General features: G+C 41.6%; 24 protein-coding genes. 12 read left to right on the top strand and 12 right to left on the bottom strand.

Annotation, left to right across the window (positions count from 1 at the left end):
• Positions 1–2: 2 nt before the first annotated feature.
• From FY557_RS11730 to polA, 11 genes are all read left to right on the top strand, one after another.
• Positions 3–1634, top strand: a complete 1632-nt coding sequence (locus FY557_RS11730; RefSeq protein ID WP_149247433.1) for a T6SS phospholipase effector Tle1-like catalytic domain-containing protein — start codon at positions 3–5, stop codon at positions 1632–1634.
• A 55-nt stretch (positions 1635–1689) separates the two neighbouring features.
• On the top strand, positions 1690–2703 hold the full coding sequence (locus FY557_RS11725) for a DUF2931 family protein (protein WP_228451778.1): 1014 nt from the start codon (positions 1690–1692) through the stop codon (positions 2701–2703).
• Between the two features lie 435 nt (positions 2704–3138).
• A complete protein-coding gene (gene tssD / locus FY557_RS11720; RefSeq protein WP_185151711.1) occupies positions 3139–3549 on the top strand; it encodes a type VI secretion system tube protein TssD in 411 nt (136 codons plus the stop codon).
• Positions 3550–3774: 225 nt separating this feature from the next.
• The gene (locus FY557_RS11715) at positions 3775–5952 is read left to right on the top strand and encodes a type VI secretion system Vgr family protein (RefSeq protein WP_149247430.1); all 2178 of its coding nucleotides are present in this window, start codon (positions 3775–3777) and stop codon (positions 5950–5952) included.
• Positions 5953–5959: 7 nt separating this feature from the next.
• Positions 5960–7018 carry a LysM peptidoglycan-binding domain-containing protein gene (locus tag FY557_RS11710; protein WP_149247429.1) on the top strand — a complete coding sequence of 353 codons (1059 nt, stop codon included), beginning with the start codon at positions 5960–5962 and terminating at the stop codon, positions 7016–7018.
• Between the two features lie 5 nt (positions 7019–7023).
• Complete coding sequence (locus FY557_RS11705) at positions 7024–8370, top strand: PAAR-like protein (protein WP_149247428.1); 1347 nt, start codon at positions 7024–7026, stop codon at positions 8368–8370.
• A 254-nt stretch (positions 8371–8624) separates the two neighbouring features.
• Positions 8625–9014: a hypothetical protein gene (locus tag FY557_RS20350; RefSeq protein WP_228451777.1), complete on the top strand. Its 390-nt coding sequence runs from the start codon at positions 8625–8627 to the stop codon at positions 9012–9014.
• Positions 9015–9016: 2 nt separating this feature from the next.
• Complete coding sequence (locus FY557_RS11695; protein ID WP_149247426.1) at positions 9017–9463, top strand: tetratricopeptide repeat protein; 447 nt, start codon at positions 9017–9019, stop codon at positions 9461–9463.
• Positions 9464–9538: 75 nt separating this feature from the next.
• Positions 9539–9889: an immunity 51 family protein gene (locus FY557_RS11690; protein ID WP_149247425.1), complete on the top strand. Its 351-nt coding sequence runs from the start codon at positions 9539–9541 to the stop codon at positions 9887–9889.
• Between the two features lie 310 nt (positions 9890–10199).
• Positions 10200–10631, top strand: coding sequence for a hypothetical protein (locus FY557_RS11685; protein ID WP_149247424.1), 432 nt, complete (start codon positions 10200–10202; stop codon positions 10629–10631).
• Positions 10632–11039: 408 nt separating this feature from the next.
• Entirely contained in the window at positions 11040–13880 is a 2841-nt protein-coding gene (gene polA / locus FY557_RS11680; protein ID WP_149247423.1) for a DNA polymerase I, read from the top strand.
• Between the two features lie 106 nt (positions 13881–13986).
• Here the strand turns inward: polA and FY557_RS11675 are convergent, their stop codons facing one another.
• Together FY557_RS11675 and FY557_RS11670 are read right to left on the bottom strand one after the other, a co-directional pair.
• Positions 13987–14712 carry a DsbA family oxidoreductase gene (locus FY557_RS11675; RefSeq protein ID WP_228451776.1) on the bottom strand — a complete coding sequence of 242 codons (726 nt, stop codon included), beginning with the start codon at positions 14710–14712 and terminating at the stop codon, positions 13987–13989.
• A gap of 91 nt (positions 14713–14803) precedes the next feature.
• Positions 14804–15199 (bottom strand): DoxX family protein, encoded by a 396-nt coding sequence (locus FY557_RS11670; RefSeq protein WP_228451775.1) that lies wholly within the window; start codon positions 15197–15199, stop codon positions 14804–14806.
• A gap of 122 nt (positions 15200–15321) precedes the next feature.
• On the opposite strand from FY557_RS11670, the gene FY557_RS11665 reads away from it, so the two are divergent.
• Positions 15322–15678, top strand: coding sequence for a winged helix-turn-helix transcriptional regulator (locus tag FY557_RS11665; RefSeq protein WP_149247422.1), 357 nt, complete (start codon positions 15322–15324; stop codon positions 15676–15678).
• Between the two features lie 72 nt (positions 15679–15750).
• Here FY557_RS11665 and FY557_RS11660 read toward each other — a convergent pair whose 3' ends face one another.
• The 10 genes from FY557_RS11660 to FY557_RS11615 form a co-directional block, all read right to left on the bottom strand.
• Positions 15751–16488, bottom strand: a complete 738-nt coding sequence (locus tag FY557_RS11660; protein WP_149247421.1) for a protein phosphatase 2C domain-containing protein — start codon at positions 16486–16488, stop codon at positions 15751–15753.
• Between the two features lie 36 nt (positions 16489–16524).
• The gene (locus FY557_RS11655; RefSeq protein WP_149247420.1) at positions 16525–16923 is read right to left on the bottom strand and encodes an immunity 22 family protein; all 399 of its coding nucleotides are present in this window, start codon (positions 16921–16923) and stop codon (positions 16525–16527) included.
• Positions 16924–17055: 132 nt separating this feature from the next.
• Entirely contained in the window at positions 17056–17613 is a 558-nt protein-coding gene (locus FY557_RS11650; protein WP_149247419.1) for a YdeI/OmpD-associated family protein, read from the bottom strand.
• Positions 17614–17618: 5 nt separating this feature from the next.
• Entirely contained in the window at positions 17619–18155 is a 537-nt protein-coding gene (locus FY557_RS11645; protein WP_149247418.1) for an HD domain-containing protein, read from the bottom strand.
• A gap of 13 nt (positions 18156–18168) precedes the next feature.
• Complete coding sequence (locus FY557_RS11640; RefSeq protein WP_149247417.1) at positions 18169–18594, bottom strand: hypothetical protein; 426 nt, start codon at positions 18592–18594, stop codon at positions 18169–18171.
• Between the two features lie 19 nt (positions 18595–18613).
• On the bottom strand, positions 18614–19255 hold the full coding sequence (locus tag FY557_RS11635; protein ID WP_149247416.1) for a hypothetical protein: 642 nt from the start codon (positions 19253–19255) through the stop codon (positions 18614–18616).
• Between the two features lie 60 nt (positions 19256–19315).
• Positions 19316–20185, bottom strand: coding sequence for a hypothetical protein (locus tag FY557_RS11630; protein WP_149247415.1), 870 nt, complete (start codon positions 20183–20185; stop codon positions 19316–19318).
• 28 nt (positions 20186–20213) lie between these two features.
• Complete coding sequence (locus FY557_RS11625) at positions 20214–21929, bottom strand: ATP-binding protein (protein ID WP_149247414.1); 1716 nt, start codon at positions 21927–21929, stop codon at positions 20214–20216.
• A 6-nt stretch (positions 21930–21935) separates the two neighbouring features.
• A complete protein-coding gene (locus FY557_RS11620) occupies positions 21936–23045 on the bottom strand; it encodes a sensor protein KdpD (RefSeq protein ID WP_149247413.1) in 1110 nt (369 codons plus the stop codon).
• A gap of 347 nt (positions 23046–23392) precedes the next feature.
• Positions 23393–24478 carry a porin gene (locus tag FY557_RS11615; RefSeq protein ID WP_185151710.1) on the bottom strand — a complete coding sequence of 362 codons (1086 nt, stop codon included), beginning with the start codon at positions 24476–24478 and terminating at the stop codon, positions 23393–23395.
• Positions 24479–24589: the final 111 nt, after the last annotated feature.

The raw sequence follows: 24589 nt of genomic DNA, 5'->3' as shown, positions 1-24589 counted from the left end.
TCATGAGCATCGAATATATCGTAGAAGGCAAGGCTGTGATTCGTACAAGCGGGGATTATAAAACCTATGCCAAAGAGGAAATCATCCACAACAGTGCTGTTTCGGTGGAACAGAAAGGAAATGAAACCGGTGTAAGCTATAATCCGGCCGAAAAAATCATTCCGAATGATAAACCCGTCAATACCATTGACGTGACTCTGAATCTTTTTTTTGACGGTACTCTTAATAACAGGACAAATACAATAGCTGGAAAACGACAGGCTTCGCCTAGCGGGAGCTATGCAAATGACTTTAGTAATGTAGCAAAAGGTTATAATGCTATTGATCCCAATGCTCAGAATCAGGTTGCTTATTATGTTGAAGGAATCGGTACTGTAGATGAAAAATCTGATAATGATACGCTGGGACTGCCGGTACGCGGAGCAGGGATGGGACTAAATGAAAGAGGAGTAAAAGCAAAGGCTACCAAAGGTTGTGTAAAAGGAGCGGAAGCAGTCCAACGGAAATTTCCCGGTAAGAAGATTGATGTACTCACTGTAAATGTTTATGGATTCAGCAGGGGAGCTGCGGCAGCCCGCCATTTTCTGCATATTGCCGGAACAACAGCCAGTTCGCAGATTATTTCTGATAAACAGATCATGGTTTATCCTTCTGCATTTTATGAAAAATCGGATACCGAACCCATGCCATCACAATATATTATTATTAATGAACCTGACTCACCTTTATTGAAATATGGTTATTTTGGAGCTTGTCTGATTAATGAGAAAGTGGAAGCAAAAACCGTACGATTCAATTTTGTAGGATTGTATGATACCGTAGCCTCATATGGAATTAATCATAAAGGAACATCTTTGTTTGGATTCAGCATTATTGATGATGATTCCAAGCAGTTGGGACTTAATGCCGTAAGAAATGCTTCTTTTGTATTACAGTTGGCTTCTTCCGATGAATATCGGGACAATTTCAGCCTTACCAATATTGACAGTGCTGGCATCCGGGGATTACAGCTTACCTTACCCGGAGTACATTCAGATATTGGTGGAGGATATGTAAATAACGATCCGGAGAATGTGCTGTTGTACTCAGAAGTAAACAGTGATAGTGGGTGCAAAAAATTCAGAGAAATTTTGATTGATGAAGGCTGGTTTAGCCCTGAAGAAATTACTATTGAGTCTAAAGTAGTTCCATCACGGGTTACTCTCATAAAATATGAGCTTTGGGGAAGAAGAAAAAAGATATCGAACGAATATGATAAAGTTTCTCTGGAACACATGTTCTATTATTCTAAACAGTTTGACGTAAAATATGATGAGGGTCTAATAGGAGATTATCAAATTAAAGATGGTTTTATTAAGGACATCAGCAATAAACTTATCGGAGGATATATCGCTCCGTGCAATAATGTAAGAAACCAGTATGTGAATGATTATAATGCTGGGAAACATCCTTCGGCAGGAGAATATATAAGTAAAATAAAGGGTTATTCCTATCTTGATTCGGGAATCGATATTAAAAAACTACGGAACTTATATTTGCACTGGTCTGCCAATCTGGATTCTTTTGGAATGGGGCCGAAAGTATCTGGGCCGAGACCTATTGCAGAACGCAAAAGATATATACTAAATGGATAAATGGAACAATTTTATGTTTGCGCTGGGCATGCTCCAGCTTGTAAACTGTCAGGATATGAAGAAAAAAGAAATGCCTATGCCGAGTTATGATGTACAGATCTCCCATCCGTGGAACAATTATATGATTACTCCGGTGGAAGATAGAATTATCACCTTGGAAGGCGTTCCTTCCCATCTGCCTTATGGAAGCTCGTCCGGGACCTGGGGCGATTCCGGAAAAGGGTTTTCGGAGCAGGGAGGGACACCTTTAGGAGCCGATATTGTTTATTTTTCAAGATATGAAGATAAATTTTATCATCTGAAAGCAGATTTTCCAAAAGATAAAGTATTGTCTCTGGTTCAAAGGGCTTACTCCAATAATGAATCTGATTCATCCAGTGAGCCTTTAAAAGAATTCATAAGCATTAAAGACGAACCGGATTATTATGAAAAGTATAATAAATTCGGAAAGTCCTATTATAAATTTGCAACTCTTGTCTTCGGATTTGCTCCTAAAGGGATGGTCGTTGTCTGGTTCCGCTACGGTTATGTATCCGTACAATTGGGTGAATTCCAGGCTGAGGTAGTAAAGGATGATAAAAAGTATGCGGATAAAATGTTTGCCGACATCTCGCAGACGAGAGAAGAGATCAAAGAGCGCATGTTTATGCCTGATGCCTCGCCTCAGAAGTGGAAAGATTATCAGAAAAGATATTTGTGGGCTCCTTACATCAGTTCGGAAAATAAAACTTTCCGTTTATTCCGAACACAATCCGAATATTATAATGGGGAGACGGAAATTATGCTTCGCCCTTGGGGGATTATGCCGCCGGTAAAAGAACGGGCAGTACCGAAAGAAATGTCTTTCTTTTGGGAAACCGAAAAAGGAGAGGCTTTTGAAGGCCGCGCATTCTTCAGCTGGGAAAAAGTGAATCAGCAGTTTGAAAAAGCAGGAAAAGATTTTAAACTTGATTTTAAAATAGCCCCGGATAACAACAGTATGCAAATCAGGATCAACAATCAGCCGGTTGAAGTAGACAGCACAAGAATTTACAAAAGCGATTTTAAGTTTAAGGAATCTTATAAATAACCTGATGATTCAGCAATTTACTGAATTAAAAAATCAAGTGGATAAGTAAGATTTGAGTAGAGTTTTATGATCTGATTCTCCTTTTTGTTTTATAATAATCATCCGGATCACTCATCTTTCCGGAATTATTTTATCCCTTTTTTAAATTTAGATATGTTAACAGGTATTAAAAATATATTAAATTAATATTAATATTTCTCCGATTTGTGTAAAATTTTATTTGTTTTAGTAATCTGTACTTTAATTAAGGTGCTGATTGTTATGTTTTTATGTTTTAATTTATTTCCAGGGTAGTAGAATTACGACATCAAATCGTAGAATTACTACAAAAGATGAATTTATGTTTTAAATATTTTCAGGTTAAAAATAAGTGGTCTATCTTTGACTCAACAAATCAACCAAATCACAAAATATTAACGATTAAAATTTACCATCATGGCAGCAAATTCAAGAGGAATCTTAAAATTCAACGGCGGAGAAGGACAAAAATTATTAAAGCTGAACTACAGCGTATCAAGATCTACTGACGTTTCCGGTAGAGTTGCTTCAGATCCTTCAAATGCTCTGATTAAGCTTACCGTGGAAGCTACTGAAAAATCAGACATCTTAGAAAGCTTACTGAACGGAAAATACAAGCCTACAACAGGTGAAATCACTTTCAACAAATCCCATGAAGAAGGTACCCTGATTACCCTGACATGGAATAATGGATATGTAATCCAGCATGAAGTAGATTTCGACGCGGTAGACGAAAACAGTATGCTGATCAGTTTTGTGGTAAGCGCTGAAACCATCGATTACGGAACGTCCAATTACCAGGGGCTATGGCCGGGAGGCAGCAACTAAAACCTACAATCATCTTAGTAAAATAAAATTGGTTACAGAATAGCATAGCTCAACAGAGTAGCTATTCTGTTTTTTTTTGAAATCAGTGGATTTCACTATTTGTCTCAATCTAATTCATAAATGGTGATCAGTATTGAGATTTGATTAATAAAAATTTATCTGGTATTTCTCCGGATAAATTTTAGCAGTAAATAAAACACATTGAATCAATTAAAATTACAAGGCATGTTTAAGGATGGCAATAATCCGGAAATTTCTTCTTTTTCAGTAAAAGCTCCCGCCACGACACCGTTCGGAGAAGGAGAGGAGATGATCAGTAAAACTACCGGAAAAATTCAGGAAAATACAGACCGGGCGATTCAGAAAGCTACACAAAAAATTACACCGGAACAGGCTTATACAGGAGTTGCCGGAGAGAATTCGGGAATGCTGATGAATCAGAAGTTACAGCCCAATACCCCGGATTTGGTAGAAAATAAAGTCTGGTCTCAGCAACCGACTTCAAAAATACACAATGCAAATGCAATTCCCGAAAGCCAGATTCATGGTATTAACCGGGTCGTAAAGCTGGATATTGTGGTGGAAGGAAAAGCGATTAAGCATTTCAAACATTTCCAGTTAAAGCAGAGCGCCACCAGGCATCACGAATTCAGCTTAATGCTGGCCCATGATTCTTTGAGGAATGCTGAAAATCATAATCTTGAAGAAGCCCAGAATTTCTTAGGCAAAAGAATTACGGTTGTTTTTAAATACAAAGATGTGGAAGAGGGCCCTGAAAGAAGTTTTGTGGGAGTTGTTACCGAAGTTGGATTCAGCCAGGAAAAAGGGAGTCTGGGAAATATCGTATTAGCAGGCTGCAGCCCGACTATTCTTCTAGATGCTGCGCCCCATATCCAGAGTTTTGGCGGTGCCCAGGAAATCAGCCTGAACAGCATCGCTGATCATGTCATTAAAGAAGGGCTTGGACACGGAAAATTTGATTTCAGGGTCGATGCCAAGCATGGTAATATTTCCTACAGTTCGCAGTATGAAGAAACCCATTATAATTACTTAGCAAGGATTGCAGAAGCTTATGGCGAACAGTTTTATTATGATGGTGAAGTATTGCATTTCGGAAAGCTCCCGCCTCAGGAAAAACCTATTAAACTTATTTACGGAAGCAGTGTGAATGATGTGAAGATCCGGATGAAGGCTCAGCACGTAAACCCGAGTTTTTATGGTTATAACAGCAGTAAAAACGAAAGATTGACCACCGGACACTCGAAAATTACCCACACTTCAGACATTGCAAGGCGAGCTTATGAAATTTCAGAAAGAACATTCACTACACCTTCCTTAAGGGTAGCACCAATAAAGGCATCTTCATTCATTGATGTGGATGCATCACAGAAAGGTACCGCAGGCAGCAAGGCATCGGAGGTCTTTGTTACCTCAGGCACAACAACGGTTCCTTTTCTTTATCCCGGATGTCCGGTAGATCTTGAAATGAGAAAATCGGAAACAAACGAGACTTCCTATTTTACCAAAATCCTGATGACGGAAATCTGCCATGAGGTCGATGCGCGCGGCTATTACACCGGAACCTTTGAAGCGATTGCCGCTGACTGCGAGTATATCCCGCGCCCCGAATTTGAAATTCCGAGGGCGGAACCCCAGTTTGCAAAGGTAATTTCCAATACCGATCCGCTCAATCAGGGAAGGGTACAGATTCAGTTCGACTGGCAAAACGGATCATCGACCACAGAATTTATTCGCGTAATGACCCCGGATGCGGGATCCAGCGATAAAGTCAGCAAAAACAGGGGGTTCATGGCAATTCCGGAAGTCGGGGATCAGGTCATTGCCAATTTCGTACACCAGCATCCCGACCGGCCGTTCGTCATGGGCGGAATGTTCCACGGCCAGGTAGGCGGAGGCGGCGGAGCCGGAAACAACATCAAAAGCCTGAGTACCCGGAGCGGTAATAAGCTGGAACTTAATGACGGCGAAGGTTCGGTATTCCTCACCGATCAGGGCGGTGCCAATATGAAGTTTGACGGTGCGGGGAATGTCATTCATAATGCCAATAATGACAGCACGAAAACCGTAGGAAATAATAAAACGGATAAGGTTGGAAACAATAAAAAGCTGGAAGTCGGCTGTGATCACATAGCGGATATCGGGAACACCCATAAAATTGAAGTAGGAAAAGGACAAAGTGTGTTTACCATGGATCATACCGGAACCATTGATCTTACCGGTGTTAAACAGATCAAGTTAAAGGTCGGCAGCAGCGAGATTATTATTACCGAAAGTAAAATTTCAGTAACCAGTCCTATCGTTGAAATTAAAGGCAGTGGCAGCTCAAAGGCTATCTTTAATGGAAGTACGACAATTGAAGGAAGTCAAATCATAGAAAACTAAATCAACATTGGAACCGAACAGATATTATGTAAAAAACGGAGACACTTTGCCTTCAATAGCTGAAGAATTAGGTTTATCCATTTCTGAAATTAAAAAATATCATAATGAATCTTCAAGACCTCATGAATGGATCAAGGAAGATAATTCTTTACCTGTCTGGTCCACTTTCATTATAATTCCGGATTCTGTAGAAGTTTTAAAAAGGAAAAAAGAAGATTTTTTGTCTTCTGAAAGAGCGGCATTGATACAAAAAGAAACAGATACGGATGATTATCTGATTTTACAGAAAATTGATATGCAGGTTTCCGGAGGCAGCATGATCGATTCTGAAACAGAAATGATGTGGGAATTCAGGAAATTTAGAAAAGATGGGATTTTTTACGGTGAAATTCAACAAAAATCACATCAGGTAAAATATATCAAATCCATTTACCGGCAGTTTGCAGAATATATGCAGAAGTTTAATAAACCCTTGGAGCACTTGGTAATCGAGCTTTCTCACGAAGGCGGTGTAGAGTCATTGGCAAATCAGGACGAAATCATGGAAAGATGGAATAGGCTTAAAAATGAATTACAGCCTGAAATGGGAAATACACTCGAAGAAAAAAATATAATCGAAGGCGGCGACCGGGATTTCAGTGATACATTGCCATTGATAAAAAATAACATCCTTTATACCTTGTTTCTAAATGACCTGTTTTATGAATATGTTGAGCTTGGCACTTTCGTTGAGCAGGAAAAACAACAATATACCTCACAGGTTTTTGCCAATGAGCAGGTAATGCTCCTCTCAAAACGGAAAGTGGAAAAAGAGGGGGATATTTTAAAGATAAAATTTTATTCTGAAGCAGATCCCGGTAAAAACGGTCATCTGAGAAGTATTTACAATACCAAGCTGAAAGATTTTTTACAGGAAAATTTTGACTATGCGCTTACCTGGTCTCTCGAATATCATTTTGATATTCGAAAAGGAAAAATGCTTTTATGCCATTCAAAGATTAAAGAACAGGCAAGCAGAAAATATACCCACCTTACGGAACATACCATACAACTTAGTAAAAATTAACGCAAATGGCTAAACTATATGTACCCGATGGAGCATGGCTGGTATGCTCCAATGGAATGAAAAAGCAGCAGATAAAAGTGACCAGCCAGTCTAAAGTTACCATTGCGGGAGGCTATCTCAAAGCGACCGTGGATGACAGACCGGGAGGAAACTTCATGTGTGGTAAAATGATCGTTGCAGGCGCTATTATCGGTGCCGTAGCAGGGATTGCACTGGTAGCCGGATCCATTGTTTCCGGGGGAGCATTAGCGGTGGCGGCTATTGCCGCAGCAGGTGCCGCAGCGGGTGCCGGCGTATCTTTAATTCCGTCAATCTGTGGAATGCTGCTTCACGATTGGACTCCTTTCGATACCAATGTCCTGACTGTAGGAAAACATCCTTTATTGGAAAACTCTCAGATTCCATGCCGGCTTGGCGGGAATGTTATGATTTTGTTTTCCGAAAAAGCAGCAGATGAATTTACCGATATTACAATGGGAAGAACCGCCATTGATACGGTGGGTGTCATTGCTCTTTCTTATCTGATGTATCCCGCATTGGCGGCACTCGGAACCAGTGGTTCCACAGCCATCGGAACCTTTGCTAAATTCGGTTGGAAAGCAGGTCTAAATTATGTCGGTGGTGCAATTTTAGCAACAGGAACAGCTTATGCAGTTGGTTGGAGTATCGATCTGGCAAAAGGAGGCATTTATTCTGTTATTCCTACCGGAGACGGAAATACGGTAAAAAATTATGTTGACGGATTTGAATCTGACCCCGAAAAACTTGTAGAAAATCAAAAGCTAGCGAATGGTGACGGAAATAAAGCCCTTTATGAACATACCAATGATATTGGAGGAGCAAATGGGCCGGGAAGAGAAACAATAGGTAACAGAACTTCACAATATAGTGTGACAGAAAGATCCACATCAGTCCGATTAGATGATATTGAAGAACATGGCCCCACCACTTCCGATCAGTCAGGAAGAATACAGGGGGCTATTGAAGGAAGAAACCCTACCCATACTCAAAATACCAATGTAATAGATCAGGATTTTGGCGGCCGGTATCAGGAAGTGGAACGAACTTCTGTGACAACGAATTCACAATATTCACCACTTTCAAGAGCAGAAATCCCCTCCACGATCGGAAATACCGTGAAAAATACTTACCTGGACCAAAAAGGGCTTCCTACGTTTTCTAAAAATGAAGGTCCTAAAGGAGGAGGAATTGTTATGGGATTACTTCAGGATGCTTATAAAGGAATAACCAATTTTGTTTTGAAAGGGCAGGCAGAAGATTTAATACAGGCATTACAAAATGAAGAAGCAACGGCAAGGGCGAAAATAAATGTACTGGCAGGTAAAGATTAATTTTCATGAACATCTCTATAAAGTATAAAATATATATTATTACACTGTTTTTTGGTGTGCTTTATTTTGTGTATTCTATAATAATAAGCACTTACGATTTTATTAATATCAAGCATAAACAATGGGTAAATGCAGAAAATCAAAGTACCGTATATTCGAGTCGGAGAAGTACGACGGTGACTTATAATTTCGTAAAGGATCATGTCAGGATAAGTCGTAAATATCCCGGAATTTTAGAAGGAATAAATACCTGGATGTGGGGAATAGATAAGACAGCCCGGATACAGAATATTTCTTTTTATATTCGGGAAAAAGATGAACAAAGAATCAAATACCATCAGATACACCATCGAAAAGACATCTTGGGAAATAAACTTAATGAAATGGAAGCAGTACCATTTTTTGGCTTAAGAACAATAAATTCCAACGCCAATACCTTTTTACTTATATTGGATATCTGGAAATATAATTATTCTGTTCTGGTGGCATTTATTGTACTTATTTCACCTTACTTTATATTTTTTGTTCGGAAAAAAATCTTAAAAAAAGAGATAGAAAAGAATCCGAATAATGAGATGGAACAGAAAATAGGAGGGTATCAGATGCTGTTTTTTATTCTTTTTGTTATTAATTTAATTGTTTAGAAATGAAAAAAGTGTTACAAATTGTAATTGGTCTTGTTGCATTAGGGTTTTTGATAATTATTATTAAAAATAATTTTTTTACTTCTGCCGATACAACATCGTATGAGGAAGGATGGAATGCTTATGAAAAAAACCAGTATGAAATGGCAATTTTTAATTTTAATCATGTTGATAAAAATAAACATCCTGATGTATGGGTGGGCTTGGGGTCAGCCTATTTAAAAACAGGAGATTATACCAATGCGATTCAGCATTTACAGAAAGCTTATGATCTTAACTATAAAAAAGGGACTGAAGATTACACTAAACTTTTGGTCTCACTAGGAATGAGCTATCTCTATGCAGGAAATCTGGAGAAAGCACAATTCTATTTGGAAAAAGCAAGATCATTAGGATATGATACAGCGGTTAATTTTAAAATTTTAGATTCTATCCGCTCGAAACGTTAATAAATGTTATAAAATTCCGGGCAAAAAAGAAATTCCGTATCTTTAGTTTACTTAAACTAAATCAAACTTAAAAGTATGGAAGCCTACAATTTTGAAACGGCCATCAAGCCCTTTTTCTGGGTAGCCTCAGACAAAACTTTTTCAGTATGTTTAAACGCCGGAACCTACAAGCCCGAAATTTTCGAGTGGCGGAAGGATGAAGGTTTTGAAGGAAACGGATACGACTGGGCCTCGCTCGCGAAAGTGTTCCTCGAAGAAAAAAGGCCGGATCTTGCCGAAGACATCAGGTTCGATCCCGAAGCCGATATGTTCTGTGCCTATTCCGAAAATGCGGAACGGTTAAAGGAATTCATTACCGAATTCAGGAAAACCTGCGAAGACGAACTACAGATCCAGGATCTCTTCCTGAAAGCGGAAATCGATTAATCCATCATACAAGACCTCATCCGGGGTCTTTTTTAATTTTGGCTACTGGCTACTGGCTACTGGCTGTTGGCTATTATTTTACAATTCACCATTGACCATTTATATTAACCAATCACCTAATTTTTCAGGAGCTTTTTCCGGCTATCCACTATATCTTTTTTGTTTTTATCAATTCCGGACTTCATAGCAAGAGCCAGCATAAAAACAAAAAAGGATGCCGTTCCTATCCGGGCTATGACGGAAGACCTCCTACTGATCAACCGGACTTTCCGGAGACGGAAGAATTTCTTATTTTTAATAAAAATTTAAAATGACCAGAACAATTCTTTTACTCATCACCCTTTCAGGACTGTTTGCCGTGATGCAGGCACAGACGAAATCCTTTCTCTATACCGGAACCGTGGACGGTAAAATGCAGGTAACGCTCTACCTTCAGGAAGAAGAAAACGGGTGTGGCGGAGATCCCTTTTACAACGGAATCTACCGGTATGATAAAGCCAGCAACTGGCTGCAGCTCAGTATTTCCAAGAACAATAAAAACCAGTACGCCATGGTAGAGGATGGTTTTACGGGTCTGATGATCGTACGGAAAGAAGGAACCGGCTTAAAAGGCCTGTGGATCAGTCCCGATGGGAAAAGGCAGCTGCCTGTTATTCTCAAGAAGCAGGTAATCAGTCCGGAACAGGCAGAAAGCTATAAAGACACGCTGGAAAAAATCAATTATGAAAACCATGATTGCTGATAAAACAAAATTCACCAGATAAATGTCAATACCAGATCAGTAATCCAGACCATTAGAAAACTTATATCTAACATGATATTGAACCGCTCCCGTTTTTCATAGCAACCTTATCTTCAAATAAAACTTCCTGTCCTTGACATCATCAAGCCCCAACAGGGCGGCTTACCTCAGCATCGGGTACAACCCGGTGGATCCGGGACATCATCACATCAGAATCAGGTACAGCCCGACGGAAAATCAACGGTAAAACATAAAAGTGAAATTGTTGCAGGATTCAAACAATCTTTACCCCATGACCTTACCGTAAAACCCCAAACCCCGGATCTTCTCCGATACAATATCTCCGAATCTCAGGTTTCCGTTGAAAAAAAGAAAACTAATTCCTTATCTTTGTTCTTTATGGAAAATATGGACGCAACACAGGATAAAAGGCTCTTTCTCATCGATGCCTATGCAATGATTTTCAGAGGATATTACGCATTGATCAGAAGCCCGCGAATCACCAGTGCAGGACTGGACACTTCTGCCATCTTCGGTTTTACCAATTCACTGATCGAACTGATCCGGAGGGAGAGGCCGTCCCATCTTGCTGTTGTGTTCGACGTTGGCGAGGCCAGTGTCAGAACCACGGATTTCCTCGAATACAAAGCCAACCGGAGCGAAACGCCGGAAGCCATTACCGCATCAATCCCTTACATCCACCGGATCCTGCAGGCCATGCACATCCCGATCCTGGGCGTACCCGGATACGAAGCGGATGACGTGATCGGAACCATCGCCTGTAAAGCGGAAAAGGAAGGCTATACGACCTTTATGGTAACCCCGGACAAAGATTTTGCCCAGCTGGTTACCGATAAGATCAAGATTTATAAACCCGGACTGAAAGGAAGCGAAGTCGAAATCCTGGGCGTGGAAGAAGTAAACGCCAAATACCAGATCGAACGCCCGAAACAGGTCATCGATTTCCTGGCGATGATGGGCGATGCGGTGGATAATATTCCCGGACTGGAAGGCGTAGGTGAAAAAACGGCCATGAAATTCCTGAAAGAATACGGAAGCATCGAAAACCTGCTGGCCAACACCCATGAACTGAAAGGAAAACTGAAGGAGAAAGTGGAAGCTTCCGCAGAACGCGGCATCCTGTCCAAAAAACTGGCAACCATCATCTGCGATGCACCGGTGGAATTCCATCAGGAACAGTACGACCTGGAAACCCCGGATTTTGAAAAGGTGAAAGAAGTCTTCGACGAAATCGAATTCAGAAGGCTGTACGATAATTTATTCCGGGCGTTTGCACCGGTAGTTACCGGAACCGGCAGTACCACTTTGGAGACTACTGCTGTAACCGAAACAACGCCGCAACAGAAAGTGGCACAGGCAGTGGGTCAGCTGGACCTTTTCGCCACGTATGAAGAATTGGACCAGGCAGCCGGAACAAAATCTACCATCGAGCACAACGATCACCTGTACCAGTTTGTAGACAATTCGAAAGCCCAGAAAATGCTGGTGAGAAATCTTCTGCAGCAGAGGGTCGTGTGTTTCGATACGGAAACCACTTCGCTGAACGAACTGGAAGCCGAGCTGGTGGGAATGAGCTTTTCCTATAAAAAAGGACTGGCCTATTATGTTCCGCTTTCCGAAGACCAGGGAGAAGTATTGCAGACGCTGGAAATTTTCAGGCCGTTCTTTGAAAAGGAAGACCTGCTGAAAGTAGCACACAACCTGAAATTCGATTATAAAATTTTAAGAAAATACCATATCACGGTAAAAGGGGCCATGTTCGATACCATGATCGCCCATTATCTCCTGAACCCGGACGGAAGACACGGCATGGATTACCTTTCCGAAATTTATTTAGGCTACAAACCGGTTTCCATTGAGACCATCATCGGTAAAAAAGGCAAGAACCAGGGAAGTTTCCGGGATGCGGACCTGAGAACCCAGACCGATTATGCGGCCGAAGACGCCGATGTAACCTTCCAGCTGTACGAACTTTTTGCCCCGCAGCTGAAAAAGGAAAACCTGGAAGACCTTTTCTTCAACATCGAAATGCCGCTGATGGAAGTATTGGCTAAAATGGAACTTGCCGGGATTTCCCTTGATGAAAAATGGCTGGCCCAGGAAAGCATCGACCTGGAAAACGACCTGCGGCAACTGGAAGCTAAAATTTTTGAGCTTTCCGGAGAAGAATTCAATGTGAACTCTCCGAAACAGCTCGGTGAGGTCCTGTTCGAAAAACTGCAGCTGGATCCGAAAGCCAAGAAGACCAAAACCGGACAGTATGCTACCTCGGAAGATATCCTGCAGAAACTTGCGGGCAAGCATGAAATCATTCAGCACATTTTAGAATACAGGACTTATCAGAAATTAAAATCCACCTATGTGGATGCGCTGCCGTCCCAGATTGAAAAATCGGACAACCGTGTACATACCAACTTTTCTCAGACGACTGCGGCCACGGGCCGTCTGGCAAGTGTCAACCCGAACCTGCAGAACATCCCGATCCGGACGTTGAGAGGACAGCAGATCCGTGGAGCGTTTGTCGCCGGTGAAGGGAAAAAGATTATCTCTGCCGATTATTCCCAGATCGAACTGCGCCTGATCGCTGAGATTTCCGGTGAGGACAACATGATCAAAGCATTTCAGGATGGGGAAGACATTCACGCTTCTACCGCAGCGAAACTCTTCAATATCCCGTTGGAAGAAGTATCCAAAATCCAGAGAAGCCAGGCCAAAACCGTGAACTTCGGGATTTTATACGGCCAGGGTGCCTTTGCTTTGGCGGAACAGACCGGATTGTCCAGAAGCGAAGCCAAACAAATGATCGAGGCCTATTTCGAAACCTATTCCAAGCTGAAAGCCTATATGGCAGATCAGGTGAAGAAAGCCCGCGAAATCGGTTATGTAGAAACCATCCTGGGAAGGAAGCGTCATCTGAAAGACATCAGCTCCGGCAATTTTGTCGTGCGTGCCCATGCCGAAAGAAACGCCGTTAACGCTCCGATCCAGGGAAGTGCGGCCGATGTCGTGAAAATGGCCATGATCAAGATCCAGAAAGAGTTTGAAAAAGAAAAACTTCAGACCCGGATGCTGCTGCAGGTTCATGACGAATTGGTTTTCGAATCTCCGGTCGATGAGGTGGATGTAGCTGTCAATATCATCAAAATGGAAATGGAAAACGCGATTGAAACCCAGGTTCCGCTATTAGTAGAAGTAGGAGTGGGAGAGAACTGGCTGGAAGCGCACTAATAAATTGCATTCAACAAAAAATGCTTCGGCTTTTGCTCCAATATATTTGGAATAAAAGCCGAAGCATTTATATTATTCTTTTAAACAAGCTGTCTTATTATAATGCTTATTTGCACTCTCCGTCCGGTGAACAGCTTTTCCCCTGCAGAGTTTCTAATTCTGTTTTTGGGTTTTCTTTCTGCCATTCGGTAAAGGACTTTTCAAGTGTTTGCAGAATTTCTTGAGGCTGTTGCGCTCCTGCGATGGCATATTTGCGGTTTACGACGAAAAAAGGGACACCTCTTGCGCCTAAAGTCTGTGCTTCCCGACTGTCATTCTCTACCTTCTGTACGTATAAATGATCTGTTAGTGCTGTATTGACCTCGGTTTCCGTTAAGCCGATTTCTTTTCCCAGTTCAATAAGCGTGTAGTGGTCATTCAGATTTTTACCTTGGGTAAAATAAGCATAAAACAGCGTTTCTTCCGCTTTTTCACCCAATCCTTTTGTTTTAGCGAATTGTATGATGCGATGGCCTTTCATCGAATTGGTAACAAGGGCTTTTTCCAGGTTATATTCAAGCCCTACACTTTTTGCGTACTGTATCAGGTCCTGGTGCATCTTTTTGGACTGCTCGTAGCTCAGGCCTTTGCGGTCGGCCACAAACCTATACATATCGTTTTGGTACTTTGGTACTCCGGGCATAGCAGGATCAAGCTGAAAACTTTTCCATTCCACTTCGATGAGTTCTTTATTCGGGAACTGGGATAAAGCTTTCTCAAAATTCCGTTTTCCGATATAACAGAACGGGCACATCATATCCGACCATATTTCTATTTTCATTTTATTTTCCATTGCCATACTTTTTGTTTGTGTAAATTGTTTTTGTCGATTTTCCTGACTGCAGGCCATGAAGGAAAGCAGCAGGAAAACAGCTGTCCATGAATTATTTTTCATAATTCAGTTTCCGGAAATAATAATAGGATGCTGCAAGAAATGCAAACGGAACAAGCGGGGCAACACCTTTGACGAATCCATCCACAATCCCGTGTGCCAGACTTGCGGATAATAAAAGGATGCCGAAGCCTGCATAAGCCCATTCTTTGAACATCGTCGGGATCGCAGGAACCAGAATGACGATGGCGCCTACGATTTTCAGGATATCCAGCTCAAGAGGAAAATAATCGGGGAACTGTAAGCTTTTCACGGATTGGATGAGATATTCTCTTGGAGCGAAATAAGAGGGCAATACGATCAAAGCCATGGTAAGGCCGGTAATGATCCAATAGGTACGTTTTGCCTTTTTATCAGGGTTCCGTGTGAAGTCAATCTGTTTTGTCATTTTTAGAAAATTAATTGGTGAAATTTCTGTTATAGTTATTTTAATGAAACAAAATTACATACATTTGCTTACATTTTGTAAGCAGTTACCCGAATGTAAGCAGTTACCTTAAAGTAAGCAATATGACAGATCAATTTCCGGAAAGTACCCAAACCGAATGTTTGGCAAGAATGCTGACGGTGCGTGATGCCCTTGACGTAATCAGCGGCAAATGGAAAATCCTTATCATTATTTCCATTATGAGCGGCCATAAGCGTTTCAGGGAAATAGAAAGGAGCATTCCGAAAATCTCCTCAAAAGTTCTTGCTAAAGAACTGAAAGACCTGGAAGAACACCAGCTCATTAAACGGACCGTATATGACGAGTCGCCGGTATTGGTTGAATACACCGCCACAGATTACGTTTTTACACTCGAAAAAGTTATTGAGGAACTCCATCACTGGGGATTGAATCACAGAAAAAAAATATTAGGACAGTAACGTAAAAAAGTGCATGTTCCTTTTCTTCGTCACCTGTACATCTGATATTGCAGATTCAGGTCGTGCTTTGCTCTATTGTTTTGTAATTCTTATAACGGCAAGATCATCCGTAGGTTTCATGCCGTAATGATGCTCCAGTCTTTTTAATTTTATGGAAAGCATGTCTTCTGCATCAGACTGGCTTGTATCATGCAAAAGATAGTCGATCGGATTGATTTTTTCATCATGATCCGTTTTCCTGATGGCTGTGAATGAAGAAATTCCGTCTGTTGCAATAGAAACATCTTTAAGCCCACTAAAAAATATTTTCTGAGTCTGACGGTTATACCAGTCTTCAAAATTTTCTTTTAAATGATAGGCAAGATAATCAGGTTTGTTATCTCTTTCAAATTCTGTGATTTCTCCATTGATAGAAACCAGGCCGTCGCCGATACACAGGGCCACACCTTTATCCTTTTCTTCGTGATAAAGCAGAAGCGTCACCGTGGTAAGAAGTTCTTTTTCATCGAGCATCAGATGGTTTTTAAGGCGATCAATCTCTTTGAACAGTTCTTTTAATACCGTTTTTAGGTCTTCTTCCGGATCAGGATTTTTGTGGATCTCGTATAGCTCCTGATATCCTTGTTCAATGCATATTTTCCGCAGGATCTTTCCCACCAGGGCAGAAGCAAACTGGCTTTCCATCGCGGTTGAGCATCCGTCCATGACGGCACACAGCATTTTGCGACTTCCCATTTTCTTCATCATCAGGAAATCCTCACAATGATTAATATGGTAATCGCCGATCTGAAGCGCAGAATAAATGGTCATTAAGAATTTGAAAAAGGGTAAAGTTTTTAAAGATTTTTACGCAGAATATTCGATTCCGCCCACATATGTCAGTGAGAAAAAATCATCTTCTACGGATACCGGCTTCGGAACCTGCCCGCGGTTTAAAAAGATAATGCAGTTTACCTCAAATTTCAGGTTGATTTCATTCAGCCTGTTCACCAGGATCGGGAGCCATTGCTCGGCGAAGGAATACTCGGCGAACTTTTCGTAAATCGTGCGGTTTCCGTCTTCAAAACCGTATTCTACAAAATCGTGGTCAAGCCATACGGTATCCTGGGAAGCGGCAAATTTCGAGATGTGGATGTCATCGGATTCTTCCAGAAGATAATAGTTCTCGTCTTCCTCCACAAAATCATAAAAATCTTCCTCACTCTGAAAATTCCCTACCCAAAAATCTAATGTATCCGTATTCATCGGTTGCTTTTTTCTGAATTAAAGGTTCAAAGGTATGATAATCTCAGGAAAAAACCAGCGAATTACAACGTTAAACCTCATAGGTTTTCAAAAAACCTATGAGGTTTAATCAGTATATACTACCAATCATATCTACGTCATTCGTTTCCCTGCTTCACTTTCCCGGATCGTCTTTTCCAGTCTTGAAACTCTCGTTTTTTCCTGTTTGGCACCCATGATCCAGTGCAGCATTACTTTTTGATAAGACGGAGCCTGAGTGGTGAAAAATTCCCAGGCTTTTTTGTTGGCCTTAAACTGCTTTTCAAATGTCGGATCGAGCACAGCGGGTTCTTTTTCATGGGAATAGATCGCCGATTTTGCTTCTTTTCTTAAGGCAAAAGCTTTCAATCCGGCTTCGGTCATCAGTCCGGCGGCAGTAAGTTCATCCATTTTCCGGATGTTAACGGCACTCCAGATGCTTGTCGGTTTTCTGGGCGTAAAGCGGATGCTGTAGCTTTCTTCATCAATCGATCTTCTCACCCCGTCGATCCATCCGAAACACAACGCCTGATCCACCGATTCCGGCCAGGTCATCGAAGCTTTTCGGGTTCCGACCTTATAAAAGCCCACGAGCAGTTCCTTTTCGGTCTGATGATTTTTTTCAAGCCATTGGCGAAATTCGTGAGGAGCAGGGAAGAATGTTGGTTTCATTTTAATTAATCTGCGTTATAGTCCTGAATTTTACTTTGCAGCCGGTTTTCCAGATAAGGGTTTCCGCCACGCAGTTCTTCAAGAATCAGGATGGCTTCCTGTCTGTATTTTTCAATTTTCTCTGAAGTCCAGAAATGCGGAGGTTTCTGCAGATTGGTGATCCGGTCTGCCAGCTTTACGGCCCGGACTTCTTTAGGCTGTTGCTTTATTCTTTGCAGGCTATCAGTCATCCTTTCATCTTTCGGAAGCTCCGCATTTTTAGTCAGTGCCAGAACGCCTCCGGCAACAGCTTTACCGAATTTTTTACTCAGTTCTTCAAAAGTAGCATCGGTATCTTCCAGCACGTCATGAAGCAACGCCAGCTGAACCGCAAAACCGATATTAAAAGAATCTGATTGTTCTGAAGCAACCAGAATTTCCATCGCCACGTTGCTGAGATGGACGACATAGGGAAGGGTGGTCCCCGGAATGGTCTGATTGATATCGGCATGCTGCTGTGCTGCAAATTGTATGGTGGTTTGGTAAATATCCTGTAAGCTCATGTTTTTTTGTTTGTTAATAATGAAACTCGCTGCAGACTTCTCTAAAGGGAAGAGCGGTTATTTTTTCGATAATATCTTCATGAATGGGAAAGGCATACTGATCCTGAAACCAGATAACGGTAAGCGCAGAAAAATGCTTATCCGGATCGCGGAATACCTTCCGGCACAACAACATGGCGATGCAGGTTACCAAAGGCAGTTCCATCATTTTACCAAAAGGCCCGTATTCTTCCTCACCCACTTTTATAACGGGTTTAATCATATAGATTTCATCCGGAAAAAACAGGTTTTTAGCTTTTATTTCTGTATTGTGCAGAATCATTTTGTTTAACTTCTCACAAGGATAACCTTCCAGTAACCCTTCATAAGTAATTTTCTGATGAATGGAAGTAATTTCTATTTCAATATCTTCTTTGAGTACAAGATGAAAATGATCCATAACTATAAATATTTAACTTTTACTTTCCTAAACTTTCAAAATCAGTCTTCAGTTTAGAGGAAATCAATTGTTTTTCAAGGTAATAATTCTTCATCATTTTCAAGAATCTTTTGGACTTTTTAAGAAATTCCTTTTCAAAATGCTCTTCTCCTGTCTCTCTAAGATTTACGCAAGCGCGAAGCACAAAACGTCCTGATGCTTCAAACTTTTTACTCATAAATAAGGTTCCGGCCAGAGAAAGATAGGAAACAAACGGATATTGGATTGTGTTTCTTCTTAAATAGCTGACTGGCAGGCTTTCGTTTATATGTCGAAAATGACTGGCTATATGAATTGAGTATTTCTCCACTTCAATGACAAAAAAGTCGTCAACGATTTCTCCGTTGTAATCGGTCTCTAAAATATAATAGCCTACCGGAACCATCGAATTTTCAGTGTACAGACTGATTTTTGTATCAACTGTAGGCAGAAAAAATGAATGCTGAATATTGAATCGATGACCATCGAAAACCGGTTTTAATTCACTTTTTTCGTAGCCGTTGAGAAAGTTTTCATTTTCATAGTTTACAGAGTAAAACTCTTCGAAACATTTAAAAGTCTTTTCTTTAAGTTTAAATTTTTCGCAAAAGTCGGCTAATTGTTGAGCAAGGTCGGTTATCATAGCTTTTTAGTATAGGTCAGCTAAATTAGTTATTTTCCGGATATAGAAAGTTTCAGCATTTTAATCTTCTTTATCATTTCCATGAGCAGGATTAAGCATACTCTTTTTTAAAGACTCGAGATGAGGATTGGGAGGACTTTGCATTCCGAAACTTGACCATCCGGTATTATAGGACAAGATAATTTCCCGCCAGAAAGGAATGGTTTTAGACGCATCATATTTATAATCGTCCTCGCGGATTTTTCTGGCTTCAGCTGTGAATTCAGGATAGAATTCCTGGTATTCTTCATCGAATATCGGCTCCGTCGTTCCCAGATACTGCGGTCCGATCTCATTTAAAATATATGTTCTGAATGTCCAACCATACACAATGGTGTCTGTTCCCCAGATAGACAGTACGGGTCTGTGCTTTAGATTAGGATCACTTACCATAAAACGGTGGGAATATATAGGAATAAGCGGTGGGGATTGTTTATATATTTCAGTGAATACTTTTACAATTTCTTCTTTTGTATCAGGCCTGATTCCCCATGAATTTTTCCAAAAGGGATGTTCTTCATGGAGAACATCACGAAGGACTTCCTGAAACGGCCATACTAACTTTTGCCTGATTTCCTCATCATCTTCCAGCCAGTTGATAAAGAAAGAGTTTTCCTGAGTAATCTGTTCTGCTTCCTCTTCAAAACCATCGGTATACTCTATTTTTTCTTTTCTGTCTAAAGTATGCAAAATTCTTAAAAAAGCCCTGTGCTCCGGAGCAAAGCTGATCTGGTATTTCTGTTCAGTTTCATCGATCTGACCTTGTGTAAGGCCCTGCCATCTGGCTTTATAACTCCAGTCATCAGCATTGGAATCATCAGCCCAACATTTTTCCGAGGTATCTTTTACCCAATATAAAAATGCAGTGAAGTCTTCAGGTATTGTTCCCATGTATGTTTTTTACAAAAATATAAATTATCTAAACCAACGGCAGTGAAAAATAAAAAGTACTTCCCTGGTTCAGCGAGCTCTTTACCCCAATTTCCCCATGCTGCTTTTCGATGAAATTTTTGGAAATGGCCAGTCCGAGGCCGGTGCCGTTCTGGTGTTCGCCCGGAACCTGGAAGTAGCGGTCGAAAACCTGGCGGTGGTATTTTTCATCAATTCCTTTTCCGGTATCCGTAATGCTGAACCGGATCTTTTCATCGGCCTTTTCCACGACGATCCGGATGCTCTCATCCTGGAAAGAATGTTTGATGGCATTGCTCAGGAAGTTGTTCATCACCCAGACGGTTTTGTCAAAATCAGCCATTACCAGATCCTGGTCATCAATAAGAAACTGGGACATCATCGAAATATTTTTCTGTTCGGCGAGTTTTTCCACGTTTTTGATGGCAGCGGCGACGATTTCTTTCGGCTGGCAGTTTTCGATTGTCAGCCGGATATTTCCCGTTTCTACCTGGGATAAATTAAGAAGCTCACCGGTAATGTCCAGCAGCCTTTGTCCGTCTTCATTGATGCTTTTCAGCAGTTCTTGCTGCTGCTCGTTCAGGTCCCCGAATTTCTGGTTTTCCAAGAGCTGAACCCCCATTTTAATGGCTGATATCGGTGTTTTGAGCTCATGGGAAATCGTAGCGATGAAATTGGTTTTGGCAAAATCCAGCTCTTTGAAAGGCGTGATGTTCCTGAGGAGGATTACCCTGCCGATGTATTTTTTCTCCCTTTCGCCGGTTTTCACGATATTGATCGGAATGATGTCCTGGTCGAAATAATTTTCCTTGTTGTCGGAAACGATTTTAATCGGTTCCTCGTTGTTTTGGTCTGCATTTTTCAGCAATTCCCGGATCAGGTCATTGGTGATGGCAACTTCATGGGCAGTTTTCCCGATGATATCGTCTTTATTCAGCCCGGTGATTTTCAGAGCTTCGTCGTTAATCATGTAAATGAAATTGTTTTCATCCAGGCCGATAACGGCATCGTGCATATTATTCACCAGGGTCTCGATGCGCTTTTTATCCATCAGTTGTTCCGAAAGGCTGCTGCTTTCGTATTCCTGAAGCTTTTCTGCCATTACGTTAAAAGAGTTGGCAAGATCGCTGAATTCCTCGCTGCCTTTAAAATAAACCCTTTCGTTATAATTTTTATTGGCGATCTGGCGGATGCTGGCGGTAAGCTGGCTGATTGGCTCGGCAATGGTTTGCGGAAGGTTGAACAGGAGGACAAAAGCAATCAAAAAGCAGACGGTTCCTAAACTGACGATCCAGAAGGTGGCATTTCCCGCAGTGATGATGGCGATATCGCTTTTCCGTTCGATTCCTTTCATGTTCAGCGACATAATGGTCACCAGGTCTTCGCGGATCAGTTTTTCCTTTTCGGCCGTCGGCTGCAGGAGGTAATTCTTAAAATGGAGGTTCAGGTTCTGGGTGGCTTCCTTTTCCCCAAACTCGGTGAGGTTTTTTTCCTGCAGTACCGAGTTCTTCTGAAAATCCTTAACGGCCACTGCACTGTCGGTTTCTATCTTATCCAGTGCCAGCAGCATGTTTTTGGAAAATTCGATACTGTTGTAATTGGCGGTCAGGATCTTTTCAGTATCCGATTTTAGTTTATTGATATATACCGAGCCGATCACGGAAAGCAGAACGATCAGCACGAATAAAAGACCTACGCCGAGGGTGAGTTTTGTTTTAAGCTTCATTCTCTTTTAAGATAAAATAATAATATCGATCTGTCTTTCATTCAGCCGGTTCATCAGCGTATAGATCCAACTGTACCCGAAGATCCGCTGCAGCAGATTGGAGTGGGGCTTTCCGATGCAGACCGTCGTCATCTTATGCTCGATCACGTAATCCAGAATCCCTTTGTGGACGCTGCTTTCCTTTACGCGGACCACTTTCGCGCCCAATTCCTGTGCTAAATTAAAATTATTAATTAAAAAACGCTGTTTGTTCAGGGCGATTTTTTCAGGGTTTTCCGAAGGTCTCTGGATATACAGCACGGTCCACGGACTGTTGTAATAACTGGCGAGCCTGGCGGTTTTACGGATGATGTTTTTCGCGATTTTTTCATTGCTGCTGATGCAGGCGAGGAATTTGACGGGCTTAAAGCTTTCGGTCTTGATTTCGGTCTCCACTTTCCTTTCCACATGGGTGGCGACTTCCTTTAACGCCAGCTCGCGCAGCTGAAGGATGTGCCCGCTCTGAAAAAAGTGGTTCAGGGCGGTCTGGATTTTTTCTTTCTTATAAATCTTTCCTTCTTTAAGCCGGGTCAGCAGTTCGTCGGCGGTCAAATCGATATTTACCACTTCATCGGCAAGGGCCAGGATTTTGTCGGGAACTCGCTCTGCAACTTCAATTCCGGTAATTTTCTTTACCTCTTCATTCAGGCTTTCGATATGCTGGATGTTCATCGCGCTGATTACATTGATGCCGTTATCCAGGATTTCCAGCACGTCCTGCCATCGCTTTTTATTCTTCGAGCCTTCGATATTGGTGTGGGCCAGCTCATCCACCAGAACTACTTCCGGATGGGTATTGATGATCGTCTGAAGATCCATTTCCTCCAGGTTTTTACCTTTGTAGAACGATGATCTTCTCGGAATTTCAGGAATGCCGTCTGTAAGGGCTACGGTTTCTTCCCGGCCGTGCGTTTCGATATAGCCGATCTTTACATCGATACCGCTCCGCAATAGCGCATGGGCTTCCTGCAGCATCCGGAAGGTCTTTCCCACACCGGCACTCATCCCGATGTAGATCTTGAATTTCCCTTTCCGGGATTTCTGGATCAGTTCTAAAAAATCTTTTGCTGACGACATGGCTTTTATTTTTTTGAGTTGGAATTTTTGCATTGAGGTATGAAATGCTGGGTGATGGATGCTGGAAGATGGAAGTTCTTAAAAAGCTGCTTTAAAGAAATTCGACAGTAAATCATAAATTCTAGATAAACTCTGACTTATGTTTCTTAATTGGTGGCTGAGCGGAGCTGAAGCCACGCAATCACCTGTGAAGATCTGTAGTTAATAAATTTACGCTTATTAACTTCCAGCATCCATCATCAATCTTCCAGCTTATTATCCAATTATCCGTGAAAATCCGGCAGATCTGTGGTCAACAAAATACACGCTCAATGATTTCCAGTTTCCAGCACCACGCATCCAGCCCATTAAAACCAGGCCGCCAGGCTCGTCGTTATAAAAAGATTGTTGTTTTTAAACTCATCATTCTTCATGAAAATGGCATCTTTGGAACTGAAGCTTCTCGCTTCGGTACGGAAAACGACATTTTTGGTTACGGCATAATCCACATTCACAGAGTAACCGAAAGTCTGGAATCCGTTCGGGGTTTTCGTATTGATGATCACGCCGTTTTTATCGTTATAATATTCAACCCTGCCGGCCAGTGCCCACTGATCATCCAATTGGTATTTCAGCAAAATATTCGGGGAATACCAGAGGTTGTAGCTTTCGCTGCCTTTTTCCTTCTGTTCGGCACCGATATCGAATCCGAGGGTCGTGGCAAACTTGTCGGTCAGCTGAAAACTTCCGAAAAGATCATGGAAATACCGCATTCTTTTTTCGGCTTTTGCTTTATCGTTTCCGATGAAAGAGCTGCTGTTCAGGGTAATTTTTTCATTCGGTTTGTAGGTCAGCTGATGCCCGAAGGAAATTGTCTGGTTGCCATCCGGTTTGGCAATCCGCTGCCATCCGTTGAGGATAAGTCCGCTCAGAAGCCATTTTCCATTATCCGATGTATATGAAATTTTGGCTCCGGTTTCAAAATATGGCGAGTTTTCGGCAGCCAGGCTCCGGGTCAGGTTGATATTGTCTTTCCCGATGGCGCTTTCCCAGCCGATGTGCGACGGCATGATCCCGGCATCGATCCAGAGGTTTTTCGTTTTTGAAATTTTGACACCGATATTCGCTTCGTTGACGTAGCGTAAAGCTTCCTGTTCCGCAGTCATATTGTCCTGGGCGTAGGTTCCGGCCATTAAAGCGACGTTCGCCCGGAAGTTGTCATCCTGATAAGAACCTTTTATAAATCCCAGGTTCAGGTTTACTTCATTGTGGCGGTTGTAGGAATACAGGAAGTTCTGGCGGGTATGATTGGCCGGTTCATTGAAATCATAGGTATAAAACAATTCTGCATAAGCGGAAAAGGTAATTTTATTATTCGTTTTTACAGAATCCGCCGATTGTGCTTTGGGGAAGAAAATTCCTAACAGGATGCTGGCAACTATATATTTTTTCATGGGTGATGGAAGTACAGCAAATACTGTACATAATTGGATTAATTTAAATGGTTTGAAAGGTTCTTTTCAGACAAGTTCATCTGTAATTGACGCAAAGGATGATGATGTTGT

The organism is Chryseobacterium sp. SN22 (assembly GCF_008329705.1).
Lineage (GTDB): Bacteria > Bacteroidota > Bacteroidia > Flavobacteriales > Weeksellaceae > Chryseobacterium.
This window is presented reverse-complemented; position numbering and strand designations above follow the sequence as displayed.